At 53.4% G+C, this 25,522-nt stretch carries 24 protein-coding genes and 7 tRNA genes; 13 read left to right on the plus strand and 18 right to left on the minus strand.

Annotation, left to right across the window (positions count from 1 at the left end; translation table 11 throughout):
- Positions 1–9: 9 nt before the first annotated feature.
- A complete protein-coding gene (locus FKN99_RS06695; RefSeq protein ID WP_172117151.1) occupies positions 10–1,236 on the minus strand; it encodes a YbfB/YjiJ family MFS transporter in 1,227 nt (408 codons plus the stop codon).
- 152 nt (positions 1,237–1,388) lie between these two features.
- Here FKN99_RS06695 and FKN99_RS06700 point away from each other — a divergent pair, with 152 nt between their 5' ends.
- The 5 genes from FKN99_RS06700 to FKN99_RS06720 all read left to right on the plus strand — a co-directional run bounded on the left by FKN99_RS06700 (position 1,389) and on the right by FKN99_RS06720 (position 9,830).
- A complete protein-coding gene (locus tag FKN99_RS06700; RefSeq protein ID WP_172117152.1) occupies positions 1,389–2,642 on the plus strand; it encodes a M20/M25/M40 family metallo-hydrolase in 1,254 nt (417 codons plus the stop codon).
- Positions 2,643–3,262: 620 nt separating this feature from the next.
- Complete coding sequence (locus FKN99_RS06705) at positions 3,263–4,711, plus strand: SLC13 family permease (RefSeq protein WP_225733806.1); 1,449 nt, start codon at positions 3,263–3,265, stop codon at positions 4,709–4,711.
- 1,056 nt (positions 4,712–5,767) lie between these two features.
- Entirely contained in the window at positions 5,768–7,444 is a 1,677-nt protein-coding gene (locus tag FKN99_RS06710; RefSeq protein WP_172117154.1) for an alpha/beta hydrolase, read from the plus strand.
- Positions 7,445–7,499: 55 nt separating this feature from the next.
- Positions 7,500–8,279 carry a CLCA_X family protein gene (locus FKN99_RS06715; protein ID WP_172117155.1) on the plus strand — a complete coding sequence of 260 codons (780 nt, stop codon included), beginning with the start codon at positions 7,500–7,502 and terminating at the stop codon, positions 8,277–8,279.
- Between the two features lie 219 nt (positions 8,280–8,498).
- Positions 8,499–9,830 carry a CitMHS family transporter gene (locus FKN99_RS06720; RefSeq protein ID WP_172117156.1) on the plus strand — a complete coding sequence of 444 codons (1,332 nt, stop codon included), beginning with the start codon at positions 8,499–8,501 and terminating at the stop codon, positions 9,828–9,830.
- Between the two features lie 115 nt (positions 9,831–9,945).
- Here FKN99_RS06720 and FKN99_RS06725 read toward each other — a convergent pair whose 3' ends face one another.
- Positions 9,946–10,170: a pirin-like C-terminal cupin domain-containing protein gene (locus FKN99_RS06725; RefSeq protein WP_319941252.1), complete on the minus strand. Its 225-nt coding sequence runs from the start codon at positions 10,168–10,170 to the stop codon at positions 9,946–9,948.
- A 330-nt stretch (positions 10,171–10,500) separates the two neighbouring features.
- Here FKN99_RS06725 and FKN99_RS17770 point away from each other — a divergent pair, with 330 nt between their 5' ends.
- Together FKN99_RS17770 and FKN99_RS06735 are read left to right on the plus strand one after the other, a co-directional pair.
- Entirely contained in the window at positions 10,501–10,671 is a 171-nt protein-coding gene (locus FKN99_RS17770) for a hypothetical protein (protein ID WP_216658000.1), read from the plus strand.
- A gap of 69 nt (positions 10,672–10,740) precedes the next feature.
- A complete protein-coding gene (locus FKN99_RS06735) occupies positions 10,741–10,896 on the plus strand; it encodes a metallothionein (RefSeq protein ID WP_172117157.1) in 156 nt (51 codons plus the stop codon).
- A 441-nt stretch (positions 10,897–11,337) separates the two neighbouring features.
- On the opposite strand, the gene FKN99_RS06740 is transcribed toward FKN99_RS06735, so the two are convergent.
- Complete coding sequence (locus FKN99_RS06740) at positions 11,338–12,429, minus strand: NADH:flavin oxidoreductase/NADH oxidase (protein ID WP_172117158.1); 1,092 nt, start codon at positions 12,427–12,429, stop codon at positions 11,338–11,340.
- A gap of 70 nt (positions 12,430–12,499) precedes the next feature.
- Between FKN99_RS06740 and FKN99_RS06745 the strand changes: the two genes are divergently transcribed.
- Entirely contained in the window at positions 12,500–12,817 is a 318-nt protein-coding gene (locus FKN99_RS06745) for an ArsR/SmtB family transcription factor (RefSeq protein WP_253926988.1), read from the plus strand.
- Positions 12,818–12,955: 138 nt separating this feature from the next.
- Here the strand turns inward: FKN99_RS06745 and FKN99_RS06750 are convergent, their stop codons facing one another.
- Entirely contained in the window at positions 12,956–13,273 is a 318-nt protein-coding gene (locus FKN99_RS06750) for a BCCT family transporter (protein WP_319941247.1), read from the minus strand.
- Between the two features lie 65 nt (positions 13,274–13,338).
- Between FKN99_RS06750 and FKN99_RS06755 the strand changes: the two genes are divergently transcribed.
- Complete coding sequence (locus FKN99_RS06755) at positions 13,339–13,758, plus strand: hypothetical protein (protein WP_172117159.1); 420 nt, start codon at positions 13,339–13,341, stop codon at positions 13,756–13,758.
- Positions 13,759–14,034: 276 nt separating this feature from the next.
- On the opposite strand, the gene FKN99_RS06760 is transcribed toward FKN99_RS06755, so the two are convergent.
- From FKN99_RS06760 to FKN99_RS06795, 8 genes are all read right to left on the minus strand, one after another.
- Positions 14,035–14,952, minus strand: a complete 918-nt coding sequence (locus tag FKN99_RS06760; protein WP_172117160.1) for a restriction endonuclease — start codon at positions 14,950–14,952, stop codon at positions 14,035–14,037.
- Positions 14,953–14,988: 36 nt separating this feature from the next.
- Positions 14,989–15,603 (minus strand): hypothetical protein, encoded by a 615-nt coding sequence (locus tag FKN99_RS06765; RefSeq protein ID WP_216658001.1) that lies wholly within the window; start codon positions 15,601–15,603, stop codon positions 14,989–14,991.
- A gap of 244 nt (positions 15,604–15,847) precedes the next feature.
- A tRNA-Ser gene (locus tag FKN99_RS06770) sits at positions 15,848–15,935 on the minus strand.
- Between the two features lie 107 nt (positions 15,936–16,042).
- Entirely contained in the window at positions 16,043–16,546 is a 504-nt protein-coding gene (locus FKN99_RS06775; protein ID WP_172117161.1) for a YiiD C-terminal domain-containing protein, read from the minus strand.
- Positions 16,547–16,559: 13 nt separating this feature from the next.
- The gene (locus FKN99_RS06780; protein WP_172117162.1) at positions 16,560–17,120 is read right to left on the minus strand and encodes a nitroreductase family protein; all 561 of its coding nucleotides are present in this window, start codon (positions 17,118–17,120) and stop codon (positions 16,560–16,562) included.
- A 47-nt stretch (positions 17,121–17,167) separates the two neighbouring features.
- The gene (gene queF, locus FKN99_RS06785; RefSeq protein WP_172117163.1) at positions 17,168–18,001 is read right to left on the minus strand and encodes an NADPH-dependent 7-cyano-7-deazaguanine reductase QueF; all 834 of its coding nucleotides are present in this window, start codon (positions 17,999–18,001) and stop codon (positions 17,168–17,170) included.
- 35 nt (positions 18,002–18,036) lie between these two features.
- Entirely contained in the window at positions 18,037–18,810 is a 774-nt protein-coding gene (locus tag FKN99_RS06790) for an ABC transporter permease (RefSeq protein WP_172117164.1), read from the minus strand.
- On the minus strand, positions 18,807–19,775 hold the full coding sequence (locus FKN99_RS06795; RefSeq protein ID WP_172117165.1) for an ABC transporter ATP-binding protein: 969 nt from the start codon (positions 19,773–19,775) through the stop codon (positions 18,807–18,809). Before FKN99_RS06795 ends, FKN99_RS06790 begins: the two co-directional genes overlap by 4 nt.
- A 280-nt stretch (positions 19,776–20,055) precedes the next feature.
- On the opposite strand from FKN99_RS06795, the gene FKN99_RS06800 reads away from it, so the two are divergent.
- A complete protein-coding gene (locus FKN99_RS06800; protein WP_172117317.1) occupies positions 20,056–21,681 on the plus strand; it encodes a methyl-accepting chemotaxis protein in 1,626 nt (541 codons plus the stop codon).
- 180 nt (positions 21,682–21,861) lie between these two features.
- Here the strand turns inward: FKN99_RS06800 and FKN99_RS06805 are convergent.
- The 6 genes from FKN99_RS06805 to FKN99_RS06830 all read right to left on the minus strand — a co-directional run bounded on the left by FKN99_RS06805 (position 21,862) and on the right by FKN99_RS06830 (position 22,412).
- Positions 21,862–21,936, minus strand: a tRNA-Gly gene (locus tag FKN99_RS06805).
- Between the two features lie 23 nt (positions 21,937–21,959).
- A tRNA-Glu gene (locus FKN99_RS06810) sits at positions 21,960–22,035 on the minus strand.
- Positions 22,036–22,058: 23 nt separating this feature from the next.
- Positions 22,059–22,133 (minus strand) — tRNA-Gly (locus FKN99_RS06815).
- Positions 22,134–22,157: 24 nt separating this feature from the next.
- Positions 22,158–22,233 (minus strand) — tRNA-Glu (locus FKN99_RS06820).
- Between the two features lie 4 nt (positions 22,234–22,237).
- Positions 22,238–22,312 (minus strand) — tRNA-Gly (locus FKN99_RS06825).
- 24 nt (positions 22,313–22,336) lie between these two features.
- A tRNA-Glu gene (locus FKN99_RS06830) sits at positions 22,337–22,412 on the minus strand.
- Between the two features lie 250 nt (positions 22,413–22,662).
- Between FKN99_RS06830 and msrB the strand changes: the two genes are divergently transcribed.
- The 3 genes from msrB to FKN99_RS06845 all read left to right on the plus strand — a co-directional run bounded on the left by msrB (position 22,663) and on the right by FKN99_RS06845 (position 25,470).
- Positions 22,663–23,061, plus strand: a complete 399-nt coding sequence (gene msrB, locus FKN99_RS06835; RefSeq protein WP_172117166.1) for a peptide-methionine (R)-S-oxide reductase MsrB — start codon at positions 22,663–22,665, stop codon at positions 23,059–23,061.
- A 105-nt stretch (positions 23,062–23,166) separates the two neighbouring features.
- Positions 23,167–24,120, plus strand: coding sequence for a ribosome biogenesis GTPase YlqF (gene ylqF / locus FKN99_RS06840; protein ID WP_172117167.1), 954 nt, complete (start codon positions 23,167–23,169; stop codon positions 24,118–24,120).
- A 57-nt stretch (positions 24,121–24,177) separates the two neighbouring features.
- Complete coding sequence (locus FKN99_RS06845; RefSeq protein ID WP_216658002.1) at positions 24,178–25,470, plus strand: pyridoxal phosphate-dependent aminotransferase; 1,293 nt, start codon at positions 24,178–24,180, stop codon at positions 25,468–25,470.
- The last annotated feature ends 52 nt before the right edge of the window (positions 25,471–25,522 follow it).

Consider the following 25,522-nt stretch of genomic DNA (forward strand, 5'->3'; position numbering starts at 1 on the left):
GCGCTTCAATTAGCGCATTACAGACAGCGCTTGCGCCTCGGCATCCAGTCGCTGAGCAGTTTGGTCCACGCATCGCAGCCACACCAATAGCACCGCCCCCAACATGACAAAGCCACCGGCCAGCCAAAGGCCCACGGTATAGTGGCCCGAAGCCTCAGCCAGCACGCCGGTTAAGGCGGGTGCAAAGATCTGCGCGGCGCCATACGCCAGCGTCATTTGGCCCATTAAACGCGCAGGGCTTGCCGGGTAAAGCCTGCCAGCCATGGTCAGCACCAAACTCACGCAGCCTAGAAAAGTGCCGCCGTATAGCACCGCGCTGAGCAACACCACCACCAGGTTTGAGGAGATAGCAGGCAATACAATCCCCACGGCCTGGATCGACATGGCCACCACCAGCGCCCCTAAATAGCCCATCCTCCGCGCCACCAAATCCCACAGCATAACGGCAGGTGCGGCCGCTAAACCGACCACAGCAAAGGTCCAGTTACCCGCGCCCGCAAGCAGCGGCTCGCGCTCCACGATGGTGACAATAAACGTGGCGTTAATCACATAGCCATACCCGGCACAAAAATAGGCGGGCAACATTAAGCGCATAAAGGTACGCGAAGGCGGCTTGGCGGCAGGCAATGCTTTGTGATGCGCACCTGCAACCGGCTTTACCGGGCGTGGCAGACATCGCCAGGCAGGCACCAACAGTACCGCGCCCAATACGCCAAAAAGCCACCACTGGTTTTGCCAGTCAAGCGAGAACGCCAGCATTAACTCTACCGCCACAGCAGCCAGCACAATGCCTAACCCCAGCCCCGCAAAATGAATCCCCAGCTCTCCCCGCTGATGATGGTTCATCAACCAGTGAAGGATCAGCCCAGACGCCAAAAGCATGGCCGCACTGCTGGAAAGCCCCGCAAAAAAACGCAGCGCCGCCCATAGCCAAAAGTTCTCCGTAAGTGCCATGCCCACGGTTGTCAGCACCGCCAGTACCAGGCCAATACGGTAAAGCGTGTCTTTGATGTAAATACTGCGAATCGAGGCGGCCAGCACCGCGCCCAGCATATAGCCCGCGTAATTAAGCGCCGCTAGCCAGCCACCATCCGCGTCGCCCATCCAGGTGTGCTGCTGCATGATCGGCAGTAATGGCGTATAGGCAAAGCGGGCAATGCCAACACACAAAAGCTGACTGCAAACGCCCGCCAACAATACTCTATAGCGCTGAACGCGTAGCGATGCCGCACTCATGCTCTCTCCTGTCGCTGTTTTGGCTTAACCGTTGTTTCTAGTTAATTAGCCTGCATATTACGTGTACACGGCGCGGCCCACATCGTCTAATGGTGGAAGAGCCTGATGAATCTGGCAGACTAGTCACACAGATAACCCCATGGAGAGTTTTAATGAGCGATAACGCCAAGCCCTGGACACAGCCGATGCCCGAAGCGCAGTTCAAGTTGATGCGCGACATCCTGGCCGCGCCTAGCCCGGTTGGCCTTGAAGGGGCCATGACCTATGGCGTCTTAAAGCCCTACTTCGAGACATTTGCCCCCAAAAGCTGGCACCTTCACCAGTTCAAGGGCAACGCAGGCGTGGTGCTGGATACCCACCCTAACCGCGATGATATGTTCAAGGTCATGATTATCGGCCATGCGGACAAGATCCGTATGCAGGTACGCTCTATCGGCGAAGACGGTAAAATCTGGATCAACACCGACTCCTTTTTACCTTCCGTGCTGATCGGCCATGAAGTGAAGCTGTTCAGTGAAGACCCCGAAAAACCGGGCAGCTATCGCTCGATTGAGGGCGGCACCGTTGAAGCACTCGGCGCCATTCACTTTTCCGACCCAGCAGCGCGCACCGGTGACAAAGGCATTAAGAAAGAGCAGATCTACCTGGACCTGCAAATTCACGGCGAGAATAAAAAGCAGCAAGTGCTTAATTTAGGCGTGCGCCCGGGTGACTCGATTATTTTTGACCGCCCTATCCGCCCCGGCTTCAGCCCCGACACCTTCTACGGCGCCTACCTGGACAACGGCTTGGGCTGTTTTGTAACGGCTGAAGTAGCGCGGTTAATCGCCGAAGCAGGCGGCACTGACAACGTGCGCATTATGTTTGCGATTGCAAGCTACGAAGAGATTGGCCGTTTTGGTAGCCGGGTAATGGCCGGTGAACTAAAACCCGATGCGCTGATTGGCGTGGACGTTAACCACGACTACGTAGCCGCGCCGGGTATCGGCGATAAACGCATGCAGCCGCTGGAAATGGGCAAAGGCTTTACCATGTCGGTAGGTTCGATTGCCAGTGAGCAGTTAAACCGCATCATCGCCAGCGCCGCCAAAGAGCAGGATATTCCGATGCAGCGCGATATGGTGGGCGTCGATACAGGCACCGACGGCATGGCAGGCGTGCTGGCCTCTATCGACAGCGCCGCGACCTCCATCGGTTTTCCGATCCGCAATATGCACACCATTTCGGAAACCGGAAACACCCAGGACGTACTGGCCGCTATCCATGCGCTCACGCATACCTTACAAACACTGGACAAACTGCCCAACCTTGAGCGTGAATTTTTGGATAACCATCCGCGCCTTGACCAAGCAAGCGCACTTAGCCACCAGGGGCATGCAAAACCTGAGAACAACGAGGACAAATAACCGCACTGTTCATTTTCATTAGTACGTTTTTATTAGCACGTTGCAATAAGAAAGCCCCAGGCATCACTGCCTGGGGCTTTATCGGTTCCTCCGTAATCTTTCCTCGCGAACGTCCTGTTCGTGCATCCCTGGCGACCACAAGCACTCCTTGCTTGCTCTTCCTAACCACGTTTCCGTTTGTGGTACTGCCTACCTTGAACCTTAAATGTGTCAAACACATTAACCTGAGATAGGAAAACTTTAAAAGCCCTTAATCTCTAAAAGATGGTTGCCAATAGCCAACGTAGGCACCGGCATTATGCGCTGCTTATACTTAAAAATAGTTAATCTTCATGCACAATAAGAGCCAAATAAAAAGTTAAACGCCAATAACTCTGACAATACGACATGTTACTTTTTATGCTTCCCGCCAAATAACGCCCCAACCCTTGCACCCTCTCAATTTGCTATTGATTACCACGCTGAGTGAAAGCAGCGCTGGCAGACACTCCACATTCTTATACCAAAGTCTAAAAATCTACAACCAACGGCGTATAAACGAAAGTGGTAGCATGCCCGCTTCTTATTGTTAGCAAACTATCAATAAATTCATGCAATAGCGTCAGGAGACGAGTATGCGAATGTCATTGTCAAATTGGCGCCACTGGGTACCACTGTTAGCGGGACCACTTCTTTTTGTACTGATACAGGTACTGATGCCAGACACGCTGATTGATCCAGCCCCCCGCACGGTGCTGGCATTAACCGTATGGATGGGCGCCTGGTGGGTGACAGAGCCGGTTCCTATCCCTGTTACTTCTTTTCTACCCATGTTGGTACTGCCGCTTAGCGGTGTGATGGTGTTGGACGAAGCCGTTGTGGGCTACGCCAACCCGGTTATTTACATGTACATGGGTGGGTTTATTCTGGCCATTGCCATTGAGCGCTGGAATCTGCACCGACGCATCGCCCTGTCTATCGTCAACCGCATTGGCAACAGCCTGCGCAGCATCGTATTAGGCGTTTTGATTGCCTCGGCGTTTTTATCCATGTGGATATCCAACGCCGCCACAGCGCTTATGATGCTGCCTATTGCCGTCGCGCTAACCAATGAATTAGACGAACGCGACCAGTTTGAACGTCATCATCGCGATAGCTTTGCACGTATTTTACTGCTAACCGTTGCTTATTCAGCCTCGATTGGCGGGCTGGCAACTATTATCGGTTCGGTGCCCAATGCCATCGTAGTGGCCATGATCCCGCAGTTTTTTGAAGGGGTAGAAATCAGCTTCTTGCAGTGGATGATTTTCGCGCTGCCACTCACGCTGATCTTACTGGCGATTTTGTACGTCTATCTCACGCGGATATACACCAAAATACCCAATACGCCGCTTGAAATTGATTTTGTAGCCCAGGAACTTGCGGCTCTTGGCCCTATGAGCCAGGAAGAGAAGCGTGTCCTGGGCGTATTTGTGGCAACGGCACTGGCCTGGGCGTTACGCGGCTGGCTGGCACCGTTTTTTGATCTGCCCATTAACGATACGATTATTGCGGTAACCGCCGCCATTGCGTTGTTTGTCATTCCTGCCCACAACGAAAAACGCGCCCTGCTGGTTTGGGACGATATGAAGGGCTTGCCGTGGGGCTTGTTTATACTTTGGGGCGGGGGTATGACGCTCGCTGCTGCGTTCATCGCCAGCGATTTGACCGGTTGGATCAGCGAGCAACTGCAGTTACTGGATGGCGTCAATTACTTCTGGCTACTGCTAATTATGGTGCTGTTAATGCTGTTTTTGACAGAAATTATTTCCAATACCGCAACGGCAAATATGGCACTGCCTATTACTGCGGGCATGGCTGCAGCCATCACGACCGGCAATCCGCTCGGATTAATGGTGGCGGTTGCTCTCGCCACTACGTGCGCCTTTATGTTGCCGATATCCACCCCGCCTAACGCCGCTGTATTTTCCACAGGGCGTATTTCTATTAAACAAATGGCCAAAGCGGGATTTGCCATGAACCTCGTAAGCGCTATTGCGATTACGCTGTTTGTTTATTTTATTATGCCGCTGCTGTTACCCACGCCTTAATTAGCGAACTATCTTTTCGAAAGAGTATTAAAAAAACCCCGGCCATTGCTGGCCGGGGATGATTAGCTCCTCCATAATCCTACACCACGAACATCCTGTTCATGCTTCCTTGTGTACCACAAATATCCTTATTTTCTCTTCCTTAATACGCTGTCCTTGCGCTATATGGCTACAATGGACCCTAAAGCGTCTGAGTTATCTAACCCAGGTTATGAAAAGATAAAACAAGCGCTTTTTTTACAAACATTTAATACACCCTGCAAATGTTTTATTTCAAAGCAAAAGCACCTGCCAAACAAGGTTAATAATTACCGAATAAAACAAAAGCTAAACTTTAGACCTTTTCGATCTTAGCAAATTATCAAATAAACTTTATTAAACATTAAACAACTTGACTATAAAAACGGCGCCAAATTACCAACAAAAGCTTTGGGGACCACTGATCAAGACAATTACGTTAAGTATAACTCAAAAATATATACTAATTTCTTCGTACTATTACTGATAAATGGGTAATACGGACAACTCGCCTTTCAACCTCAAGCCTGGTATCGCCCTACGCCACAACGAGCCAACCCTGACTTCAGCCATTAAGCACAGCAGAAGGCCAACCCGCAGGCAAGCATTGGCCATTTTTTAAACAGAAGTTTGCCTCCATTGCGCATCGGATCAGTTCTGAAACGTTTTCGTACAATATCTTTACAATAATTACTTGTACACCAATTAACTTTTAGCTATGGTCTGTAGTGTTCGCGGCAAGGAAACCGCTAGCAAGGAAGCGATCGCTCAGGATGAGCTGCAAGATGTCATGGATGGTCAAGGAGACGCAAAGAAGCCCTCGCATCGAGGGCTTCTTTTCGTCTGGTTCCATACCCAGCATTTATTCCTCCCCCTCCCATGACGCTTCACTCCTATGCGCATATCCACCTGTTCGAAAGTCCATCTATTCGCAAGTTCATTGCGCCTGAAATAGAATAAAGTTAGCAGAAAGCCACTCGCTTAGCGCCAACGCCTTAGCGATTTTCGTTCAAAGCCTACAGCGACCATGGATAACCAATGGAACTGAGCAGACAACAACAGTGGATCTTCTCACGCCTTGCGCGTTTTTCAGGCGTGGGCCTGGTACTGGGCACGCTCTTCTTTGCGTTTTCGCTAACGCCAAGCCTTATACCTCGCCCACTCATCGCGCAAGGTATCGTGTCGGGGCTAAGTTTTACCGCAGGCTATGCGTTGGGAGTGATGGGGCATGGGCTTTGGCGTTACCTCCATTTACCTGCCCCCAATGCGCGGCTGGAAACGTATTTTCACTGGTTAGCCGCCGCTGTATCCCTGAGCATCGCCGCTCTTTTTTTATGGCGAGCCGCCGAATGGCAAAATAGTATTCGCCAACTCATGGAGATGGAACCCGTTAGCGGCACACACCCCTTCTCCATTGCCTTAATTGCCTTGGGTGTGTTTGCGTTTTTAATGCTTATGGCGCTGCTTTTTAGGCGTACCTTCCGGCTACTTTCACGTAAGTTGGCTTATATTCTGCCCCGCCGAGTGGCCTATGTGCTGGGCACGATCGCCGCTATTGCGCTGTTTTGGCTCGTTATCGAAGGCATTATTTTTTCGTATGCGCTAAAGGTGGCCGACCGCTCGTTTCAGCAGGTAGATGAGCTTATGCAAAGCGACCTTTCTCCGCCTGAAGACCCTCTAAAGCCCGGCAGCGCAGAGTCATTAATTAGCTGGGAAGCGTTAGGCAGCCGTGGCCGGCGCTTTGTGACCGAAGGCCCGAGCGGCGCGCAAATCGGTGACTTTCTGGGCGAAGAAGCTCCTGACCCTGTCCGCGTTTATGTGGGTCTTAATGCTGCTGAAACGCCTACCGAGCGAGCCAAACTCGCGCTGGAAGAACTAATCCGAGTAGGCGGTTTCGAGCGTTCGGTCTTGGTATTAGCAACACCAACAGGGCGTGGGTGGATAGACCCAGGGTCGCAGGATACAGTGGAATACCTACACCGCGGCGACATTGCCACGATAGCGGCCCAATACTCCTATCTGCCCAGCCATCTATCGCTAATTTCTGAAGCCGATTATGGCGTCGAAAATGCCCGGGCGTTATTTGCAGTGGTCTATGATTACTGGTCCAGCCTTCCCAGTGACGAACGTCCTCGGCTGTACCTGTTTGGGCTCAGTCTGGGCGCACTTAACTCGGATCTTTCGTTTGATCTCTACGATATTATTGATGATCCCTTTAATGGAGCGCTATGGGCCGGCCCGCCTTTCCGAAGCGACACATGGAAACGCATTACGGCTGACCGTGACCCTGGCTCGCCAGCTTGGCTACCCAGGTTTCGCGATGGCTCGGTAGTGCGCTTTATGAACCAAACGCAGGGGCTTCAAGAAGTACCGGGAGAATGGGGAAATTTTCGTATTGCCTACCTGCAATATGCCAGCGACCCCATTACGTTTTTTGAACCCGCTTCTTTCTGGCGTGAACCAGACTGGATGCACACACCACGTGGTCCCGATGTTTCACCCGATCTGCGCTGGTATCCTGTGGTAACAATGCTGCAATTATTGGTAGACCTTACTACCGAAAGCGCCCCGCCAGGCTTTGGCCATGAAATTGCGGCGGAAGACTATATTGATGCCTGGGCCGCGCTTTCCGAACCGCCCGGCTGGGATGAAGAGTCCCTGAAACGTTTACGTGACTTCTTTATTCACGCCAGGGAGGCAAGGTTTCAGCACTAATCCTCAGGCTGTCTAGCCTGAATACTTTTACCGATAGCCAACAGGTAAGCGCGCCGTGAGTATCGACGCTCGAACGTTTTATCGCAACGGGCCGTCTCATCGCCAGCAGGAGCCCAGCAGCTTTGCGCTTATTCGGCGCCAGTTCGATTTTCGCTCCATCGAAATTGGCCGCTGGGTAACTCCTACTGAGCGCGACCGTGCAGCGGAGCTGTTTCATGATGCGCTGTGCGATTTGATGTTGATTCTACAAGGCCCCGAAACGCTGGTGTCATTACGCGGTTCACTGGCATTGCAGTATGGCAGCGGCGGGCGGCCCGGCGTTGCCGCCCATTACGACCCTGCCCAGCGCAGCTTTGCGCTGGCTAAGAACGCAGGCCCTGGCAGTATTGCCCACGAGTGGTTTCATGCCTTTGATCACTACATTGCGCAAAAGTGTTTCACGGGGCTATCTCGCGATATATTTTCATCAGCCGCTTGGCTAGCTGATGCGCCGCCTATTGTGCACCCACTTAACCTGCGCCTAATGGAGTGCTTTACGGCCATTCTGCTACAACCCGACGGCAAGCGGCCCAGTGAGCTTTTTCAGCACTCGGTAGCCATGGACCGCAAGCTAGGACAAGTGTATTACAGCAAACCGGAAGAGCTATGCGCCCGCGCGTTTGAAGCCTTTGTGCAGGACGCGCCGATCAAGAATCACTTTTTGGTTAAAGGCACCAAAGCCACCCCAGAAGCCGAACTTGGCCTTTACCCCCAAGGCAGCGCCCGCCTGCACATTAATACTGCTTTTCAACGCTACTTCAGCCAGTTAGGCCTCGCCTTAAGCCGCCCTCTATAAACCCTGGTTACCAGGTACCAGCCCGTTCATCGTCTCTCTGTTGGTGCAAAACCGCTCGTCTACATATCGGTGTTTACAAGACGACTAAGCATAAAGTCTAGGTTGTGCAGCCAAAACAGAGTCACCATAATCCGCGCGACTTTAGTTTATTAACCATTAGTTTAATTCAGGAAATAGTGAAATATCCTGGATTGAAAATTCACGCTCAAGGAGCTGAAAATGTCGCTAAGCCTAGCGGGCCTGACCGCTATCGCTGCTATTGTAGCCATGCTGTTAAGCGGACGCGTATCGCCCCTGGTGGCCTTCGTCCTTGTGCCTATTGTTGCCGCCATTGTTACCGGCTTTGGTATTGATGATATCGCGATGTTTTATGAGCAAGGCTTCGCACGCGTTATCCCTGTCGCTGTCATGTTTGTGTTTGCCATTCTGTTCTTCGGTATCCTTCAGGATGCGGGGCTATTTGAACCGGTTATTCGCAAGGTGCTCTCGGTATCCAAAGGCAATGTGGTTAGCATTACCGTAGCCACCGCGCTTGTTGCCAGTATTGCCCACCTGGATGGCTCCGGAGCCACCACTTTTCTACTGACCATTCCTGCACTTCTACCAACCTACCAGCGCCTACGTATGAGCCCTTACCTGCTGTTACTGCTGGTCGGCTTGGGCGCCAGTATTATGAATATGCTTCCCTGGGCTGGCCCGCTTGCCCGAATTGGTTCAGTACTCGGCATGAGCCCAAGCGAGCTATGGCGCCCGCTTATTCCCCTGCAGATATTTGCGCTGGTCCTTCTACTCGTACTGGCAGTGGTATTAGGCCTGCGTGAAAATCGTCGTATCAAGCACCTGCCTTCACTCGACGCTGACGCTGCCTTGAATGACACAGCCACCGCCAATATTCAGGAAACCTTCAAAACACAGCCAGCCGCCGACAAGGTGCCCGGCTGGAAAATGGCCTTTAATGCGCTGCTGTTATTCGCGGTTGTCGTTGCGCTTACCATGGATACTTTGCCGCCCGCGCTGATCTTTATGATCGGTGTTGCCTTGGCACTACCGGTTAACATTCCCCAGATGGATGGGCAGATGCAGAGCATCAAACGCCATGCGCCCAATGCCCTTGTTATGGCCACCATTATTATTGCCGCGGGCACCTTCCTCGGGATTCTTAATGGCTCCAATATGCTGAGCGAGTTATCGGCGGATATCGTGGCGATTCTACCGGCAGCCGTGGTGCCCTATATGCATATATTGATCGGCATTTTTGGCGTACCGTTTGATCTTATTCTGAGCACCGATGCGTACTTCTTCGCCTTTTTGCCTATCGTGATTGAAGTGGTCGGCAATGCAGGGGTTCCGGCGGTTTCAACCGCGTACGCGATGGTGATCGGTAATATTATCGGCACCTTTGTTAGCCCGCTTGCCCCGGCCGTTTGGTTAGCGTTACAGCTTGCCGGGCTGGAAATGGGCAAACATATCCGTTACTCCTTCGGCATTATGTGGGTCTTCAGCCTGGTATTACTGCTTTTTGGCTACCTTATCGGTATCATCACTCTGTAGCCCAAAGCTGCGCGATAGCCGCTTGTAAAACGCTGTGAAAAAAGCTCGCTGAGGTATTCCCTCATGCGAGCTTTTTTATGCTTATTTTCAAACGAGGTAGAAAGTAGCCAGGCCTTTAATTACCCGGCTGGCCTGGGAAAGGAACAAATTCGCTATTGTCGTCAGGTGGTAGCTGGAAACGGCCATGTTCAAAATCGCCTTCAATCCATGCTTCCTTGGCGGCTTCAAGCTTCTCTTTGGAAGAGGCGACAAAGTTCCAGGACACGTAGCGCGGGCCGTTAAGCGTCTCGCCGCCCAGTAGCATTAAACGCGCGCCGCGCTCGCCTGCCGTAACGGTAATCGGGTTTTAATTTGAGAACGATCATGACAACTCCTAATAATGACCTTTATTACTTTGTAAAAGTGGTGGGCCACGAAGGCTTTGCATCCGCAGGTCGTGCCATCGGCATTGCCAAATCAAACCTTAGCCGACGCGTTGGGGGAGCTCGAAAAACAGCCAAGAGTATTATTGCTGCACCAGCCACGCAAGGCCTATTGAGCAGCACACCTGGCGATTGCAGCGCGATGAGAAAATCGAGGTGATCAAGCATTCGCCGCGTTTAATCACCACCGATAGGACCGCCCTTTACCATGCCACCCTAGCAGGCGTGGGCATTGCCCAGCTGCCCAATTGGTACTCCCCGGAGCCATTGAGCCCGGCCAGCTGACGCTTGTTTTACCGGAATGGGAAATCCGCCAAAAAGTGATTCACGCGGTTTATCTGGCCCGCCGCGAGTTCCTTCCCTCCGTTCGCACGCTGCTGGATTTTATGGCCGAGCGCTACGCCGGACTGAAGCTATAAGTCATAAAGCAATTACATAACACTGGGGGGCAGGTCTATGCTGATGAATACCAACACAGGAGGTGCAATATGGCTCAACAACAGTGTGCTTGCCCGAAGTGCGATTGTTCCGTGGATAACCAATCCATCGAGAAGGACGGCCAGAAATTCTGTTCTGAATCCTGCGCCATTGCCCATACAGACGGCTCGACAGGCTGCGGCCACAACTGCAGTTGCGGTAAGTAGCCGCTTGGAAGCGCAATGGTAGTCGTTAAGATATCGTGTCCGGCAGCCTCTGTCGGGCGCTTTCTGTTTTAGTGTATTCCACTCCGGCATTACGTGGTGCTTGAACGGTAACGCCTTGCCATCGTGCTAAAACGGGCCCGGTGAACTAAGCCAAGAGTTCATCCAAGCCACTTACAAGGAATGTAAAATGCCTTCTACTACCGTTATTGTCGTTGTTGTTGTCATCATTGCCGTACTGGGTATTGGTTTCAGCGGCGGCCTGCCATTCTAAGCAATCGACAACTGAATCAGGTTTATCAGGCGGAGGGGGGACTCGAACCTCCCCCGCCCTACAAAAGAAAAGCTCGCTGAGAAATCAGCGAGCTTTTTGATTTTATAAAAAATCGGTGCTTCGAGTAAGTGCTAAAGCGCCGGGATCAGAAGCAGCAGCGACCCGACGGGTCACTTGTAGCGTTCTAGCCAATGAGCATAGGGAGCAGGCAAGGTCCAGGATGCTCGCTCTACCCCTAATTCCTGAGCGGCGAAGTAGGACCAGTTAGGGTTAACCAGGTGCGACCGGCCAATCATTGCCAGATCCAGCTGGCCACTCTTAACGGCTTCTTCAGCAACTCTCGGTGTACCAAAGCCCCATGCCGAAGCCACGGGGATTCCCGCTTCACGCCCTACTCGCTGGGCAACCTCGCCCATAAAGCCCGGCCCCCAAGGAACGTTAGCGCCTGGGATGGTGAAGCCGATACTGACGCTGAGCAGATCCAGCCCACCGTTCTTGAAGCGACGTGTCAGTTCGATAGCCTCGGTCAGGGTCTGTTCGTCGCGGCCATCGTATTCGATGACACCAAGACGCGCGGTCAGTGGCAGGTGCTCCGGCCATACTTCGCGAACCGCCGCCAGTGTTTCCAGCAGGAAGCGGCTACGGTTATCGAAGCTGCCTCCGTAGGCGTCATCACGATGGTTGGAGTGCTCGGAAAGGAATGACTGGGCCAGATAGCCATGGGCGAAATGCAGCTCCAACCACTCGAAACCAACGTCACGCGCACGGCGAGCAGCCGCCACGAAATCCTCGCGCACCTGAGCAATATCTTCCAAGGTCATGGCTTTCGGCTGTTTGTCGAGGTGGGCGCCAAAGGCAACCGCCGACGGGGCGATGGTCTGCCAACCACGCGAATCATCCTCATTAATATGGTCATCGCCTTCCCACGGACGGTTTGCGCTGGCCTTACGTCCGGCGTGGGCAATCTGGATACCCGGCACTGAACCGGCCGCCTTGATCGACTCCACCACCGGCACGAATGCCTGGGCAAGATCGTCATTCCAGATACCGGCGCAGCCGGGGGTGATACGGCCTTCGGACGACACAGCGGTTGCCTCGACAACCACCAGCCCCGCCCCACCACGTGCAAGAGAGGCGTAGTGCACACGGTGCCACGCGTTAATCAAGCCATCCTCCGCTGAATACATGCACATGGGAGGAATCGCGATCCGGTTGCGCAGCGTGACGTCTTTAAGCGTGAAGGGTTGGAACAGCGCGGACATTAAGGTTTCTCCAAAGAGGCATTATTACTTAAGTTCGATAATATTCGAACTATGGGCAAAGCGCAAATTCATGTATGATTTATCCATGCGCCCTTTCAAACATCCCCTTGTTAGCGAGTTCGTTCTTGAGCGTCTACTTTACGCCTTGAGCGATCCTGTACGTCTGGAGATTATCCGGCGCCTTGCCACATTAGGTGAGGCAAGCTGTGGCGAGCTGGACGGTGGCCGCCCGAAGTCCACTATGTCGCATCATTTCCGGATATTGCGCGATGTCGGGTTAGTAAACACCCAGACCGTCGGTACGACCCACATGAATTCGTTGCGTAAAGAGGATGTGGATAGCCGATTCCCCGGCCTGCTGGAAGCGATCCTTTCCCAGCCTGAATAGTGGCTATACGCCATGACCGCCACTTCTACTCGATGAATGGTACGCGGCAGATGGGGAAACTCGAACTCCCACGCCCTACAAGAAAGCCCGCTGATTTTGTTCTCAGCGGGCATTTCTCTGTGTGGCCATTTCGTAAGGTTATTCGTTCAGCTTCTCGGGCCTAGGCGGGCTGCCTACTTTCACTTTAGTAAGGTCCTCATGAGAAAGACCGCGCAGCAGCGATAGCATCATGACAAACACCAGGATAAACATGGGCAAACCGACCACGGTAATTACCTCTTGTAGTGCGGTAAGCCCCGCATCACCCGCCAGCACAATCAGCATGGCGGCCAACATGCCTTCCGACACACCCCAGAATACGCGCTGATGCCAAGGGCCAGGGTCGGCGCTGCCGGTACACAACATATCGACCACCAACGACGCAGAATCTGACGAAGTAGCGAAGAAAATTGCCACGACCCAACGCTGCAGCCGACCTTACAGTAACTGTCGATCTTACGCGTAAATCGATTACTTGCAGCATGCGGCTTGAAGCGCCTAAAGATAGAAAAAGCACGTCAGCAAAAATTAACTGGCTCACCCGGCAATTACCCAGTAACGAAAAGAGCCCAGCCATTAGCATAAAAGCGATGCGCAAAGGTCAGGCTTTGGCAACGGACAAGCCTTTAGAAGAAGTGAGGAAAAACCCCAACATTTTGGATGTAGAAAATACCGACGCTCAACCTGTCGCATTCGAAGTATTTACCTCGATAGATCTAGGCGCAAAATTCTCGGGTAATCGCGTGTTCATCGAACACCTTGAAAAGGTAGTGCCCGATTTCTACCGCTATGCAGGCCAATACCTAAAAGCCTGGGTGGCTCCGGCACCTCGAGTTAAGCAAGTTGAAGAAGATCCCGAGGAAGAAACCGAGGCGCAAACTACATCGCCTGAAAATGATTGAACCGTTTTAATCCAGCCATAGTAAATTTACCGGTCACTGCGTATGGCCGGTTTTTTGTTATAGCGGCATTTCTGTAGGTTATGGGAAATCAGAAGAGACAGCCTACCGGCCAACAATTTTATTATTGCACTGAGTAGATACTTTAATTTGCAGGGGGTTTCGGGCATAAACGGACATTTAACGATGACTAATATAACGCAGAGCGCACCGGTGGCCTTTTTGGAGCAACGCGGAGAAAAGGCCATCCGAGTGGGCGTTTTGTTATAGGTGTCTCTGTCAATCTTCAATGAAGAAGTCCGTATCCACCTTTTTGACTTCATATATCGTTGCCGTACTGACTCCAACACCATGATCAATCATCAGCTGCACGAGATCTGCGCCATCTATCAGGACAACCTTCGGATCAATTTGACCGACGTAATCCAGTGCCTCTTTCGAGAAGCGGCTGGTTGTGATGAACACCCCTTTCTTGGCTCTTTGGCCATGAAGCGCTCCAACAAATTTCTGAATCTCTGGTCGGCCAACCGCTGCTTCCCAACGCTTTGCCTGAAGGTATATGGTTTCCAGACCGAGACGATCTTCTTTGATGACGCCATCAATACCTTCATCTGCTGTTTTTCGAGTAGCCTTGCCCGCTTCTTTGACAGAGCCCCCATACCCCATTGAAACGATAAGGTGAATAACCAGTTTTTCGAAAAATTCCGGCGTATTGTTCTTTACCAGATGAAGCAGCTCGTTTGCCGTTTCATCCCGTAACTGCTGGTAGGCTTGCTCCAATGTCTCTTCCGGAGTCGTAGTTGCTGCCTCGTCGTCGCCCGTGTGGGTTACTTTCTCGGTTCGGTTTTTGCTGCTTGCCTGCCGAAATGCCTGGAACTCCTCAAACCGCTGCAAAAATTTTATGTCTATCCGACATGGGTTTTCTGAAAGAATTTTTCGGCCGCGATCAGAAATATGAAATTTACCCCGCTTGGGCGATTTCAGGACTCCGGCTTGGGTCAAATAGACCTTCGCCCAAGCTACGCGGTTTGCAAATGTAGATTGCCGACCGCTTGGCAGCCTTTCCTCAAGATCTTCTTGAGACAGCTCCATTATTTTCGCCAACCCCTCACGGGCTTCCTGCATCGTATGCTCTTCGCCATCAGCGGAGAATTTGAGCAATGGCAACATCAATGATTGAAAATCAGGTACAGCCAAGGGGTACTCCCATACTCTTTACCTATAACGCCGCATTCAGCGGCTTGTCCGCTGCAATGCTTGGTTAGAAGCGCTCATCGCATCCAACTCGCCTGGGTCACGCAAATACATTTTCACTAACTGACGCTTATCGAGCCCTTTGTTGCTAAGCCCTATGTCTTCACGAATTGCTTTGTACAACTTATCTACAGCAAAAAGTACGTTGCCGCCAGATTCTGATACTTTCTGAAAGTTCAGCTGGGCGTTGATAACCTTCGGGGAGCCCCATAAAACGACATTCGTTTTGAATCCCACCATGAAATCAACGAGCTCTTGCTGTGATGGTGGCTCAAGGGAAACGTTTTCATTCTGCTCAGACATCATCCTAGCCACCATATCCAAGAAGCCTTTATACAGTTCTACCTTTCTTTCCCGATGAGCCTCTTCAATTTCCCTTTTTTTGATCTGTGCTTGAGTATAGAGAGCACCTCCAACACCCACTAAAACAGTGGCCATTGCTCCGACAACTGCCGCAGAAACGGAAGGATTCGCACTTTCTAGGAATATCAGCAACCTAGCCAGGATTATCCAGACAAGATAGCCCGCCCCAACGATTAGCCCAATGCCAAGTATCAGCCCAATGGCTTGAGCCAGTTTCGGAGATTTCCCCATTTATTTACCTTCTAACATGGCTGAACGAGCATGCCGCGTTTGCCGGGATGCCCGCTCTGGGTCGTTATCAAGCTCATATCGATAGCTCATGATTCTTAAGATAACAGTAACGAAGCCAGCAAGCCTTGTCACCTTCGTATTGACGAAAACAAGACCAAGGTAGGCAAAGGTGAAAAGGCTGGACAGCCAAATCCCAAACACAAAAAAGCCCGCTGATTGCTCAGCGGGCTTTTTCTATATTCTGTGGCGGAGGGGGAGGGATTCGAACCCTCGAAGCCTTTCGACTTACACACTTTCCAGGCGTGCTCCTTCGACCACTCGGACACCCCTCCACATTTTGGTTCAATCACTTGGGCTGTGCCTTTCGCGACAGAACGGCGCATATACTATGGTTTAAGCGGCCAAATAGCAAGCCTTTTTCAGAATCAGTGGCTTGCCTTCAGGTATCGCTGCTTGATAGCACCGCATAGCTGCCGTGGGCTTCCAGGCAGAGCGCATCGCCGCAGTAAAGCTGTTGGGTAAGTGCAATGCGGCCTTTGCCTCGCTCGTTAAGCTTCCTGGTGAGCTTCTCAACACCGTCAGGCTCTTCTGGCGTGCATATCAGGCGGTAATCACCCGTTACCGGGGCCAGAAAGCGTTGCGTGGCTTCAGCGACCACTACATCGCGCGCCATGCCTTGCCCGCGTAGCCACAGTGTTACCCAACACCAGCCTTGCAGCGTGGTTTGCGCACTTAGCGCGCCACCAAAGCCGGTACCTTTGTCATTCAGGTTAGGCGCCAGGGCGAGCTGCCAAGTGAGCGATTGGTTGTGAAGCGACATCTCCTTAATGCCCAGGGCGCCGACCATGGGAATTGCATCGCTTAACCACTTTTGAAAAGCGGCCAGGTCTTCCTGGCCTTCGGGCAGCGGCAAGCGAGGGTGAGGCACACCGGGTTTGCGCATGGCGGTAGCCTCCTTACGCCCAGCGCTCTACGAAGTCGGCCACGTTGTGCTGGGCCAGTGGTTTGTGGCGCCCGCCCAGGTTGCCCAGGTAGATAAACGCGACCACTTCGTCATCTTCTTCCAGGGAGAGCCCTTTGCGTACCACGGGGTCAAACGCGTACTTGCCGCTACGCCACATGGCGCCCAGTTCCTGCGCGTGGGCCGCCAGCAAGATGCCGTGGGCGGCGCAGCCTGCGGAAATCACCTGCTCCATTTTGGGCACTTTGGGCAGGTCCGGCGTTACCTTGGCGATCACGGCGATAATCATCGGCGCGCGCAGCGGTTTTTTGCGCGCTGAATTTAGCGTGTCGTCATCGGCACTGGGGTCTTCCTGGAACTCGGCTTCGGCAAACAGCTCACCCAGGCGCGTACGCCCTTCCCCAGTAAACTCAATAAACCGCCAGGGGCGCAGCTCTTTGTGGTCAGGGGCGCGCAGGGCCGCCTGGTAAATCGCATCCATCTGTTCGGCAGTGGGCGCAGGCTCAACCAGCTTGCCCATTGAGCTACGGCTGTGAAGCAGCGTGAGTCCATCCATTTGGTTTCATCCTATCAATCAGTTAGGCACTACTGTAGCGCAGTCGCTTACTGTCTTGCCAGACGCAGCGGGCTTGGCGGCGCAAGGCCCGGCGTGGCGCGCCAGGGGCTGATATCCAACCCGCCACGGCGCACGTAGCGCGCCAGCACCAGAAGCTCGGTAGGTTGGGCGTGCTGCATCAGGTCGGTGAAGATGTGCTCAACACAGTGCTCGTGAAAATCCTGATGCTGACGATAGCCGATCAGGTAACGCAGTAACCCTTCGCGATCCAGCTTCGGGCCTTTGTAGCGAATCATCACGCTGCCCCAGTCGGGCTGGCCGGTCACCGGGCAGTTGGATTTAAGCAAATGCGAGTGCAGCGTCTCTTCTACAACCTCATCGCTTACCACCAAATGGACGGCGCTGGGCGTGTAATCACTTACTTCGATATCCAGGTCGTCCAGGCAGTCGCCGGGGAGCGGCTGTGGGGCAAGCTCAGCATCTTCTACACCGAGTAGCTCCACACTGACCGGTGCACCAGCTGCCGCGCTTAGGTCACGGTGCAACGTTTCAATCACTTCCTCGCGGCTTTCCATACGGGTCTGGTTAAAGCTGTTGAGGTAGAGCTTCCAGGATTTGGATTCGATCAGGCTGGGCGACTCAGCAGGCAGCCGAAAGCGGGCCACAGCCACGATGGGTTTGCCACGGGCATTCAGCCAGGAAACCTCAAATGCGTGCCACTCATCTTCACCCACAAAGGGCAGCTTGCCCTCTTCAATCCCCAGCGGCGCGCGGTTGGCGGCGCGAGGGATGGGGAACAGCAACCCGGCATCGTACTGCTCAGGGTAGGCGGATTCGCGCCCCAAGGGCGCGTGCTCTAAGGTATCGGGGCGGTGTGCCATAGGGTAACGCTCTCTTGATAAAAACGGTCGTACGGTTAACTACGAATGCCTTTGCCACGCTCCAGCATGGCCAGTGCCGCAAAAAACAGCACTACGATAAACCCCAAAATAGCCGCCAGCGCCCAGCCAACGGGAATGTCCGACACGCCCAAAAACCCATAGCGGAAGACGTTCACCATATACAGAATCGGGTTGAGCATTGACACGCCCTGCCAGAAATTGGGCAGCATGGAAATGGAGTAAAACACCCCACCCAGGTAGGTCAGCGGCGTCAAAATAAAGGTCGGTACAATGGAAATATCGTCGAACTTGTTGGCCAGCAGGGCATTGATAAAGCCGCCGATGGAGAACAGCGCCGAGGTTAGCACCACCACTAGGATGGTTAAAAGCGGGTGCTCGATGGTTAAGCGCGTGAAGAATAGCGACACAATAGTAACGATCAGGCCCACGCCCAAGCCGCGCGCCATGCCACCGAGGATAAACCCGGATAGAATCACCCAGTTGGGCATGGGCGATACCATTAACTCTTCGACCGAACGCTGAAACTTGTTCGAGAAGAAGCTGGAAGCCACGTTCGAGTAGCTGTTGGTGATGACCGACATCATGATCAGGCCGGGGACGATAAAGTCCATGTAGGAGAAGCCATCCATATCCCCTATGCGCGAGCCGATCAGGTTGCCAAAGATGATGAAGTACATCGCCATGGTGATCGAAGGCGGCAGCAGCGTTTGCGGCCAAATACGCGTAAAGCGTTTGATCTCTTTAAGTACGAGCGTCCATAGCGCGACGAGCGTTTGTGTTGCATTCATGCCTGCGTCTCCTTGTTGGGTTCGGCGCGCTGATCGATGGCTGTATTGCCCGCCTCTACCATTGACACAAACATCTCTTCCAACCGGTTAGCGCTGTTGCGCATGGAAACCACCTGCATGCCCTGCTCGCTTAATACACTGAACACATCGTTTAACTGCTGCCCACGATGAATCACCAACGAGAGTTGCGTCGGTTCGATCTGCTTGATCTCAAACCCTTCGATCACCGGCGGCGCCGTGACTGGCTCGGCGAGATCCAGCAGGAAGGTTTCGGTATTCAGCTCGGCCAATAGCTCGCGCACGCTGGTGTTACGGGCAATTTCACCGTGATTGATGATGGCGATATTACGGCACAGGCTTTCGGCTTCTTCCAGATAGTGGGTGGTTAGAATGATCGTGGTGCCTTCATCCTGATTAATGCGGCGCATGTATTCCCACATGCTGCGGCGCAGTTCAATATCCACGCCCGCGGTGGGCTCATCCAGAATCAGTAGCTTGGGCCGGTGCATCAGCGCCCGGGCAATCATCAAGCGGCGCTTCATACCACCAGAAAGCATGCGAGCGTTGCCATTGCGCTTGTCCCACAGGCCCAGGTCGCGCAGCAGCTGCTCGGCACGCGGCAGCGCTTCACGGCGCGTCATGCCGTAATAGCCTGCTTGCGCCAGCACGATATCAAGCACCTTCTCGAATTGGTTGAAGTTGAATTCCTGAGGAACCACGCCCAGCTGGTACTTGGCCTTGGCGAAGTCCTTGTCGATGTCGATACCAAAAATCGACACCTTGCCTTCTGACTTCTGCACCAATGAACACACCACACCCAGGGTGGTGGATTTACCTGCACCGTTGGGACCCAACAAGGCAAAAAAATCGCCCTGCTGGACGTCGAGATCAATTCCTTTTAACGCGTGAAAGCCGTTGCCGTACACCTTGGTAAGGCCACGGATAGACAATGCCGGTTCGGCCATAAAGATGTCCTGTCAGCAAAAAATAGGGGCACAAAAAAAACGTGAGAAGCAACGATATCGGGGCATTCGGTCGTTTTTTCAAGCCAGCGTAACATGGCGCCTGTGGCTATCTCGTTAAACCGCTAACAATCCGTCCACTTTAATTAGTATTCGCGGCGTTTTGTCGCGCACGACACGCAGGATAATACTTTAGTATTATGCGCATGCCCTTTCGCTATTAATAGCACGGCATTCAAGGGAACACGTATTTTATAAACGAGAAAAAGCCATAGTGAGCACCATGATCGCCCAGCCCCCTGTTACCTTTGCCCAACCAGGCGCTACTACCGAGCATTCAACGTCCGCCACCCGACGCGGCCTGGCAGCGCTTCCTCTGCGCCGCCAACGGCTGATAGGCGTAGCCGTTTTATGGCTGATACTCGCCATCATGATTACGGTGAATGCCCTACAAAGCCGAACGCTGCTCTATCACGAGCGTGAGCAGCGCATGGTTACCGCCGTAGACATTGCCATTTCTACCCTTGAGCATTTTGATGAACGAGCCAAGCGGGGTGAGCTCTCGCTTGATGAAGCCAAAACCCAGGCGTTTGAAGCCATTCGTGACGTGCGCTTTGGCGTCGATGATAACTACCTGTTTGCACTCAGCGGCGACCTGAAGATGCTTGCCCACCCCAAACGTCCGACGGGGCAGGATTTATCCCAGGTGACTGACCCCAAGGGCACGCTGATCTTTCCGTTGATCCGGGAAAGCGCCCGCGAGTCAGGCTACGGCTTTTCCGAGTACTACTCTAACTTCGCCCGCGGCAACGACAAAATGCCCCTGGTGCATACTTACACCGAAGCCTACGCCCCGTGGGATGTGTATGTTGCCAGCGGTATTTTTATGGGCGATATCAGCCAAACCATTATGGCCCAATTGACCAAAACCATTTTAGTCGGTCTGGTGGGCGGCATACTGGTAACGCTAGCCTTTTGGGGCATGATCTCGTTGATTCTGCGCCGTTTGGGTGGCGAGCCTGACTACGCGGCAGAGGTAGTAGCACGTATTGCCCAAGGCGACTTAACGGCAAGGGTTCGCCTGGGCGCTAACGATACCAACAGCCTGCTTTACGATATTCAGCAAATGCGTGACAAGCTGCATGCAACGATGCAGGAAATTCACGCCACCAGCGCCGCGGTAGACAATGACTCTGGCGATATTGCCGCAGGCAATCAGGAGCTTTCATCACGCACCGAGCAGCAGGCAGCCGCCCTTCAGCAAACCTCTGCCAGCATGGAAGAAGTGACCGCGACGGTGCGCCAAAATGCCGAAAACGTGGAACAAGCCAAGGAACTTGTACGCAACGCAGGCGAAACCTCTCAGTTTGGCCAGCAAGCCATTGGCCAGGCCGTTACCTCCATGCAGGAAATTAGCGCTGAAGCCGCCAGAATTTCCGACATTGTTACCCTGATTGACAGCATTGCTTTCCAGACCAATATTTTGGCCCTTAATGCGTCGGTTGAAGCTGCCCGCGCGGGTGAGCATGGTCGAGGTTTTGCCGTGGTAGCCAGTGAAGTACGCCAGTTGGCTAACCGTTCGGCAACCGCCGCTCACGAGATCAAAACGTTGATTAACGCCTCTAATGCACAAGTGGATAACGGCGCCTCACTGGTGACGACCGCTAAAGAGCGGATGCAGCAGATTGACCAACAGATCCAACGCATCAATGACCTGTTCGCCGACATTACAGCCGCGACGCATGAGCAAACCCAGGGGATTGAACAGATCAACGTGGCCATCGCACAGCTTGACCAGTCAACTCAGGATAACGCCACTATGGTTCAGCAAACCGCCAACTCCGCCCACGACCTGAAACAGCGCTCACAGTCGCTTAGCAGCGTTGTAAATCACTTCACCCTCAGTTAAGCACTCGGCATTACCGGCTTACGTTCAGGCAGCACTGTCTGGGCGTAAGCCACCACTCAAAACGCGCCTCTAAAACACACGCACAGCAAAACGCCGCCAATAAGGGCGGTAGATAGATAGCAATATGTATAACAAGAAGAAAAGGTAAAACAGGAAGGGTAACGAATGAGGCTGTTTACATGGAGCGGGAAAAGAGATTCGAACTCTCGACCCTCGCCTTGGCAAGGCGATGCTCTACCACTGAGCTATTCCCGCAACGTAAACATGCACTTTCTAGATGGCGTCCCATAGGGGGTTCGAACCCCTGTTACCGCCGTGAAAGGGCGGTGTCCTAGGCCACTAGACGAATGGGACGTATAAACATCTATTTTATTGATTGGAGCGGGAAAAGAGATTCGAACTCTCGACCCTCGCCTTGGCAAGGCGATGCTCTACCACTGAGCTATTCCCGCTTAATCAATTTCTCACCATCGGATTGGCGTCCCATAGGGGGTTCGAACCCCTGTTACCGCCGTGAAAGGGCGGTGTCCTGGACCACTAGACGAATGGGACGTTTTGGAGCGGGAAAAGAGATTCGAACTCTCGACCCTCGCCTTGGCAAGGCGATGCTCTACCACTGAGCTATTCCCGCACTCCGATACCTTAACGATGTAATTGGCGTCCCATAGGGGGTTCGAACCCCTGTTACCGCCGTGAAAGGGCGGTGTCCTAGACCACTAGACGAATGGGACGTTTCATTGCCTCGTCGAGGTGGCGCGTATATTACTCAGAGCACGCATTTCTGTCAAGCCCTATGATATCGCTCTGCTTTCTATCTATACACCAATCTCTTTCATTGCTACGACTTACCGCCCACTCAAGCGGGTGGCTACACCCTATTCGCCTTCTGAACTCGGGTAAGTACTAGCTTTCTTAACTACGCTGTCTTAATTGAAAAGAGTACGATAGCCTGCAAGTCACAGAGGGCAAGGAGACACTAAAATGGCCAAAATCAAAAAATCCCCCGAGCAGTGGCGCGAACAGCTAACGCCTGAGCAGTACCGGGTTGCACGCGAGAAAGGCACCGAACGTCCTTTTACAGGTGACTACCAGGTAAGCGATGCTCAAGGCATTTACCACTGCATTTGTTGCCATGCACCGCTGTTTGAAAACGAGCACAAATTTGATGCGGGCTGTGGCTGGCCCAGCTTCGACAGGCCGCTTGGCAGAAACTGCGTTGAAGAGCATAGCGATACCACGCACGGCATGGTGCGCACAGAAGTAGTGTGCTCTCACTGTGATGCCCACTTGGGGCATGTGTTTCCTGACGGGCCGCCGGCGTCCACAGGGTTGCGTTACTGCATTAACTCGGTGTCGCTAGAGTTTCACCCTGACGAGTAAACGCTACCTCTAACCCCTTTAACGAATCGCAGCAAGGCGAGCGCCATCTGGTAGAATGGTTGCTCGCTTTTTTATGCCCGTTTTTTGTGCTTGTAGGAGAAACTCATGCTCGGCTGGTTCCCCGGACATATGAACAAGGCCCGCCGCCAGATAAAGGATGCGCTGCCGGAAATTGACGTGGTCATTGAAGTACTCGACGCACGTCTGCCCTACTCTAGCGCCAACCCGATGCTGGCCGAGCTGACCCGCCATAAGCCAGTATTGAAAATACTCTCCCGGGCGGACCTGGCAGACCCAGAGCGCACTGCGGAATGGGTGGCCTTTTTCGATGCCCAGGACGATACCCGGGCACTCGCGATCACCACGACCAACACCCGTGAGTTAAAGAAAATTCCCAAACTTTGCCACGAATTAGCGGGTGACGTACGTGCTGACCGCGACGTTCGAGTGATGGTGATGGGGATTCCCAACGTGGGTAAATCCACCCTGATTAACGGCCTGGCCGGGCGTAAAATTGCCAAAACCGGTAATGAACCGGCGGTCACCAAGCGCCAGCAGAAAGTGCGTATTGATGGCCGCGTGGCACTGATCGACACGCCTGGCGTGCTGTGGCCCAAGATTGAAGACCAGGCCAGCGCCTATCGGCTGGCGGCCAGCGGCGCTATTCGCGATACCGCCATTGAGTATACCGACGTGGGTATTGTTACCAGCGCCGAGCTTGCCAAGCGCTACCCGGACGAGTTGACCACACGTTACAAACTCAAAGCATTGCCCACGTATGAAGTGCCGGTCGATAATGACGTGGACGCTGACGGTCCGAAGAAGCCTGATTTTCTGGCGATCGCCGGGTTTGATGGGCATGCCATCCTGAAAGAAATTGCCGGCAAACGGGGCGGCCTGCGCGCGGGTGGCGAGGTAGATTTACACCGTGGCGCCGAAGTGCTGCTACACGAACTGCGTGACGGCAAGCTTGGCCGTTTAACGCTGGAAACACCGGACGATATTCCGCCGCCCATTGTGCAAAACGACGAAGACAATCAGCCACTTTCCGACGCATAATGGATGAACCGACCGGCGCCGCCGCACGGCCTTTGGACACTTTTGGATAAATCACTCATGGAAACCTCTCAGCTTCAAACGCCTACTGAGCTTCAGGATACGGACTCACAAAACGCCGAGCCGTCATCTGCTGAACTCAAAAAATCTCACAAGCTCAATAACGTCTGCTACGACATCCGTGGCCCGGTCCTTGATCATGCCAAGCGGCTTGAGGATGAAGGCCAGCGGATTTTAAAGCTGAATATTGGCAACCCGGCGCCCTTTGGGTTTGAAGCACCAGAAGAGATTTTGCAGGATGTGATGCGCAACCTGCCCACGGCACAAGGCTACTGTGATTCCAAAGGCCTCTACTCGGCGCGTAAGGCGATTATGCAGGAGTGCCAGCGCAAGAAAATTCCAGGCGTTGGCATCGAAGATATTTACATCGGCAACGGCGTGTCCGAACTGATTGTAATGTGCATGCAGGCGCTATTAAACGATGGCGACGAAGTGCTGATCCCCGCCCCCGACTACCCGCTATGGACGGCAGCGGCGCACCTTTCCGGCGGCCACGGCGTGCACTATAGGTGCGATGAGCAGGCCGACTGGACGCCGGACATTGCCGATATCCGCGCCAAAATCACCAGCCGCACCCGCGCGATTGTGCTGATTAACCCCAACAACCCGACCGGCGCAGTTTATCCACCGGCCGTGGTGCGCGACGTATTGGCCGTGGCCAAAGAGCACAATCTGGTGGTGTTCTCTGACGAGATCTACGACAAGATCCTGTATGACGGCGTAGAACATACCGCGACCGGCGCTCTGGCCGACGATGACCAGTTGGTGATTACCATGAACGGGCTGTCGAAAAGCTACCGCTGTGCGGGCTTTCGCTCCGGCTGGATGACGATTTCTGGCACGATTGCCAAACAGCGCGCCAAGGATTTTATCCAGGGGCTAACCATGCTGGCCTCCATGCGTCTGTGTGCCAACGTGCCTGCCCAGCACGCCATTCAGACCGCACTGGGTGGCTATCAGTCGATCAATGACCTGATCCTGCCAGGTGGCCGTTTACTGGCTCAACGCGACATCACGGTGGAAAAGCTCAACGCGATTCCTGGCGTTTCCTGTGTCACGCCCAAGGGCGCGCTCTATGCGTTTCCTCGTTTGGACCCCAAGGTCTTCAATATTCAAGATGACCAGAAGCTGGTTCTTGATTTGCTCCTTCAAGAGAAAATTCTACTGGTTCAAGGCACGGCGTTTAACTGGCCAGAACCTGATCATGTGCGCATTGTGACACTGCCCTGGGCGGATCAGCTGGGCGACGCCCTGGACAGGTTCGGTAATTTCTTGTCCCGCTACCGTCAATAACGTGCGCTGTGACTTGAAACTGCCACGACGTGTACGTATCTAAGCAAGCATT

The sequence above is a fragment of the Halomonas hibernica genome, assembly GCF_013183775.1.
Taxonomy (GTDB): domain Bacteria; phylum Pseudomonadota; class Gammaproteobacteria; order Pseudomonadales; family Halomonadaceae; genus Vreelandella; species Vreelandella citrativorans.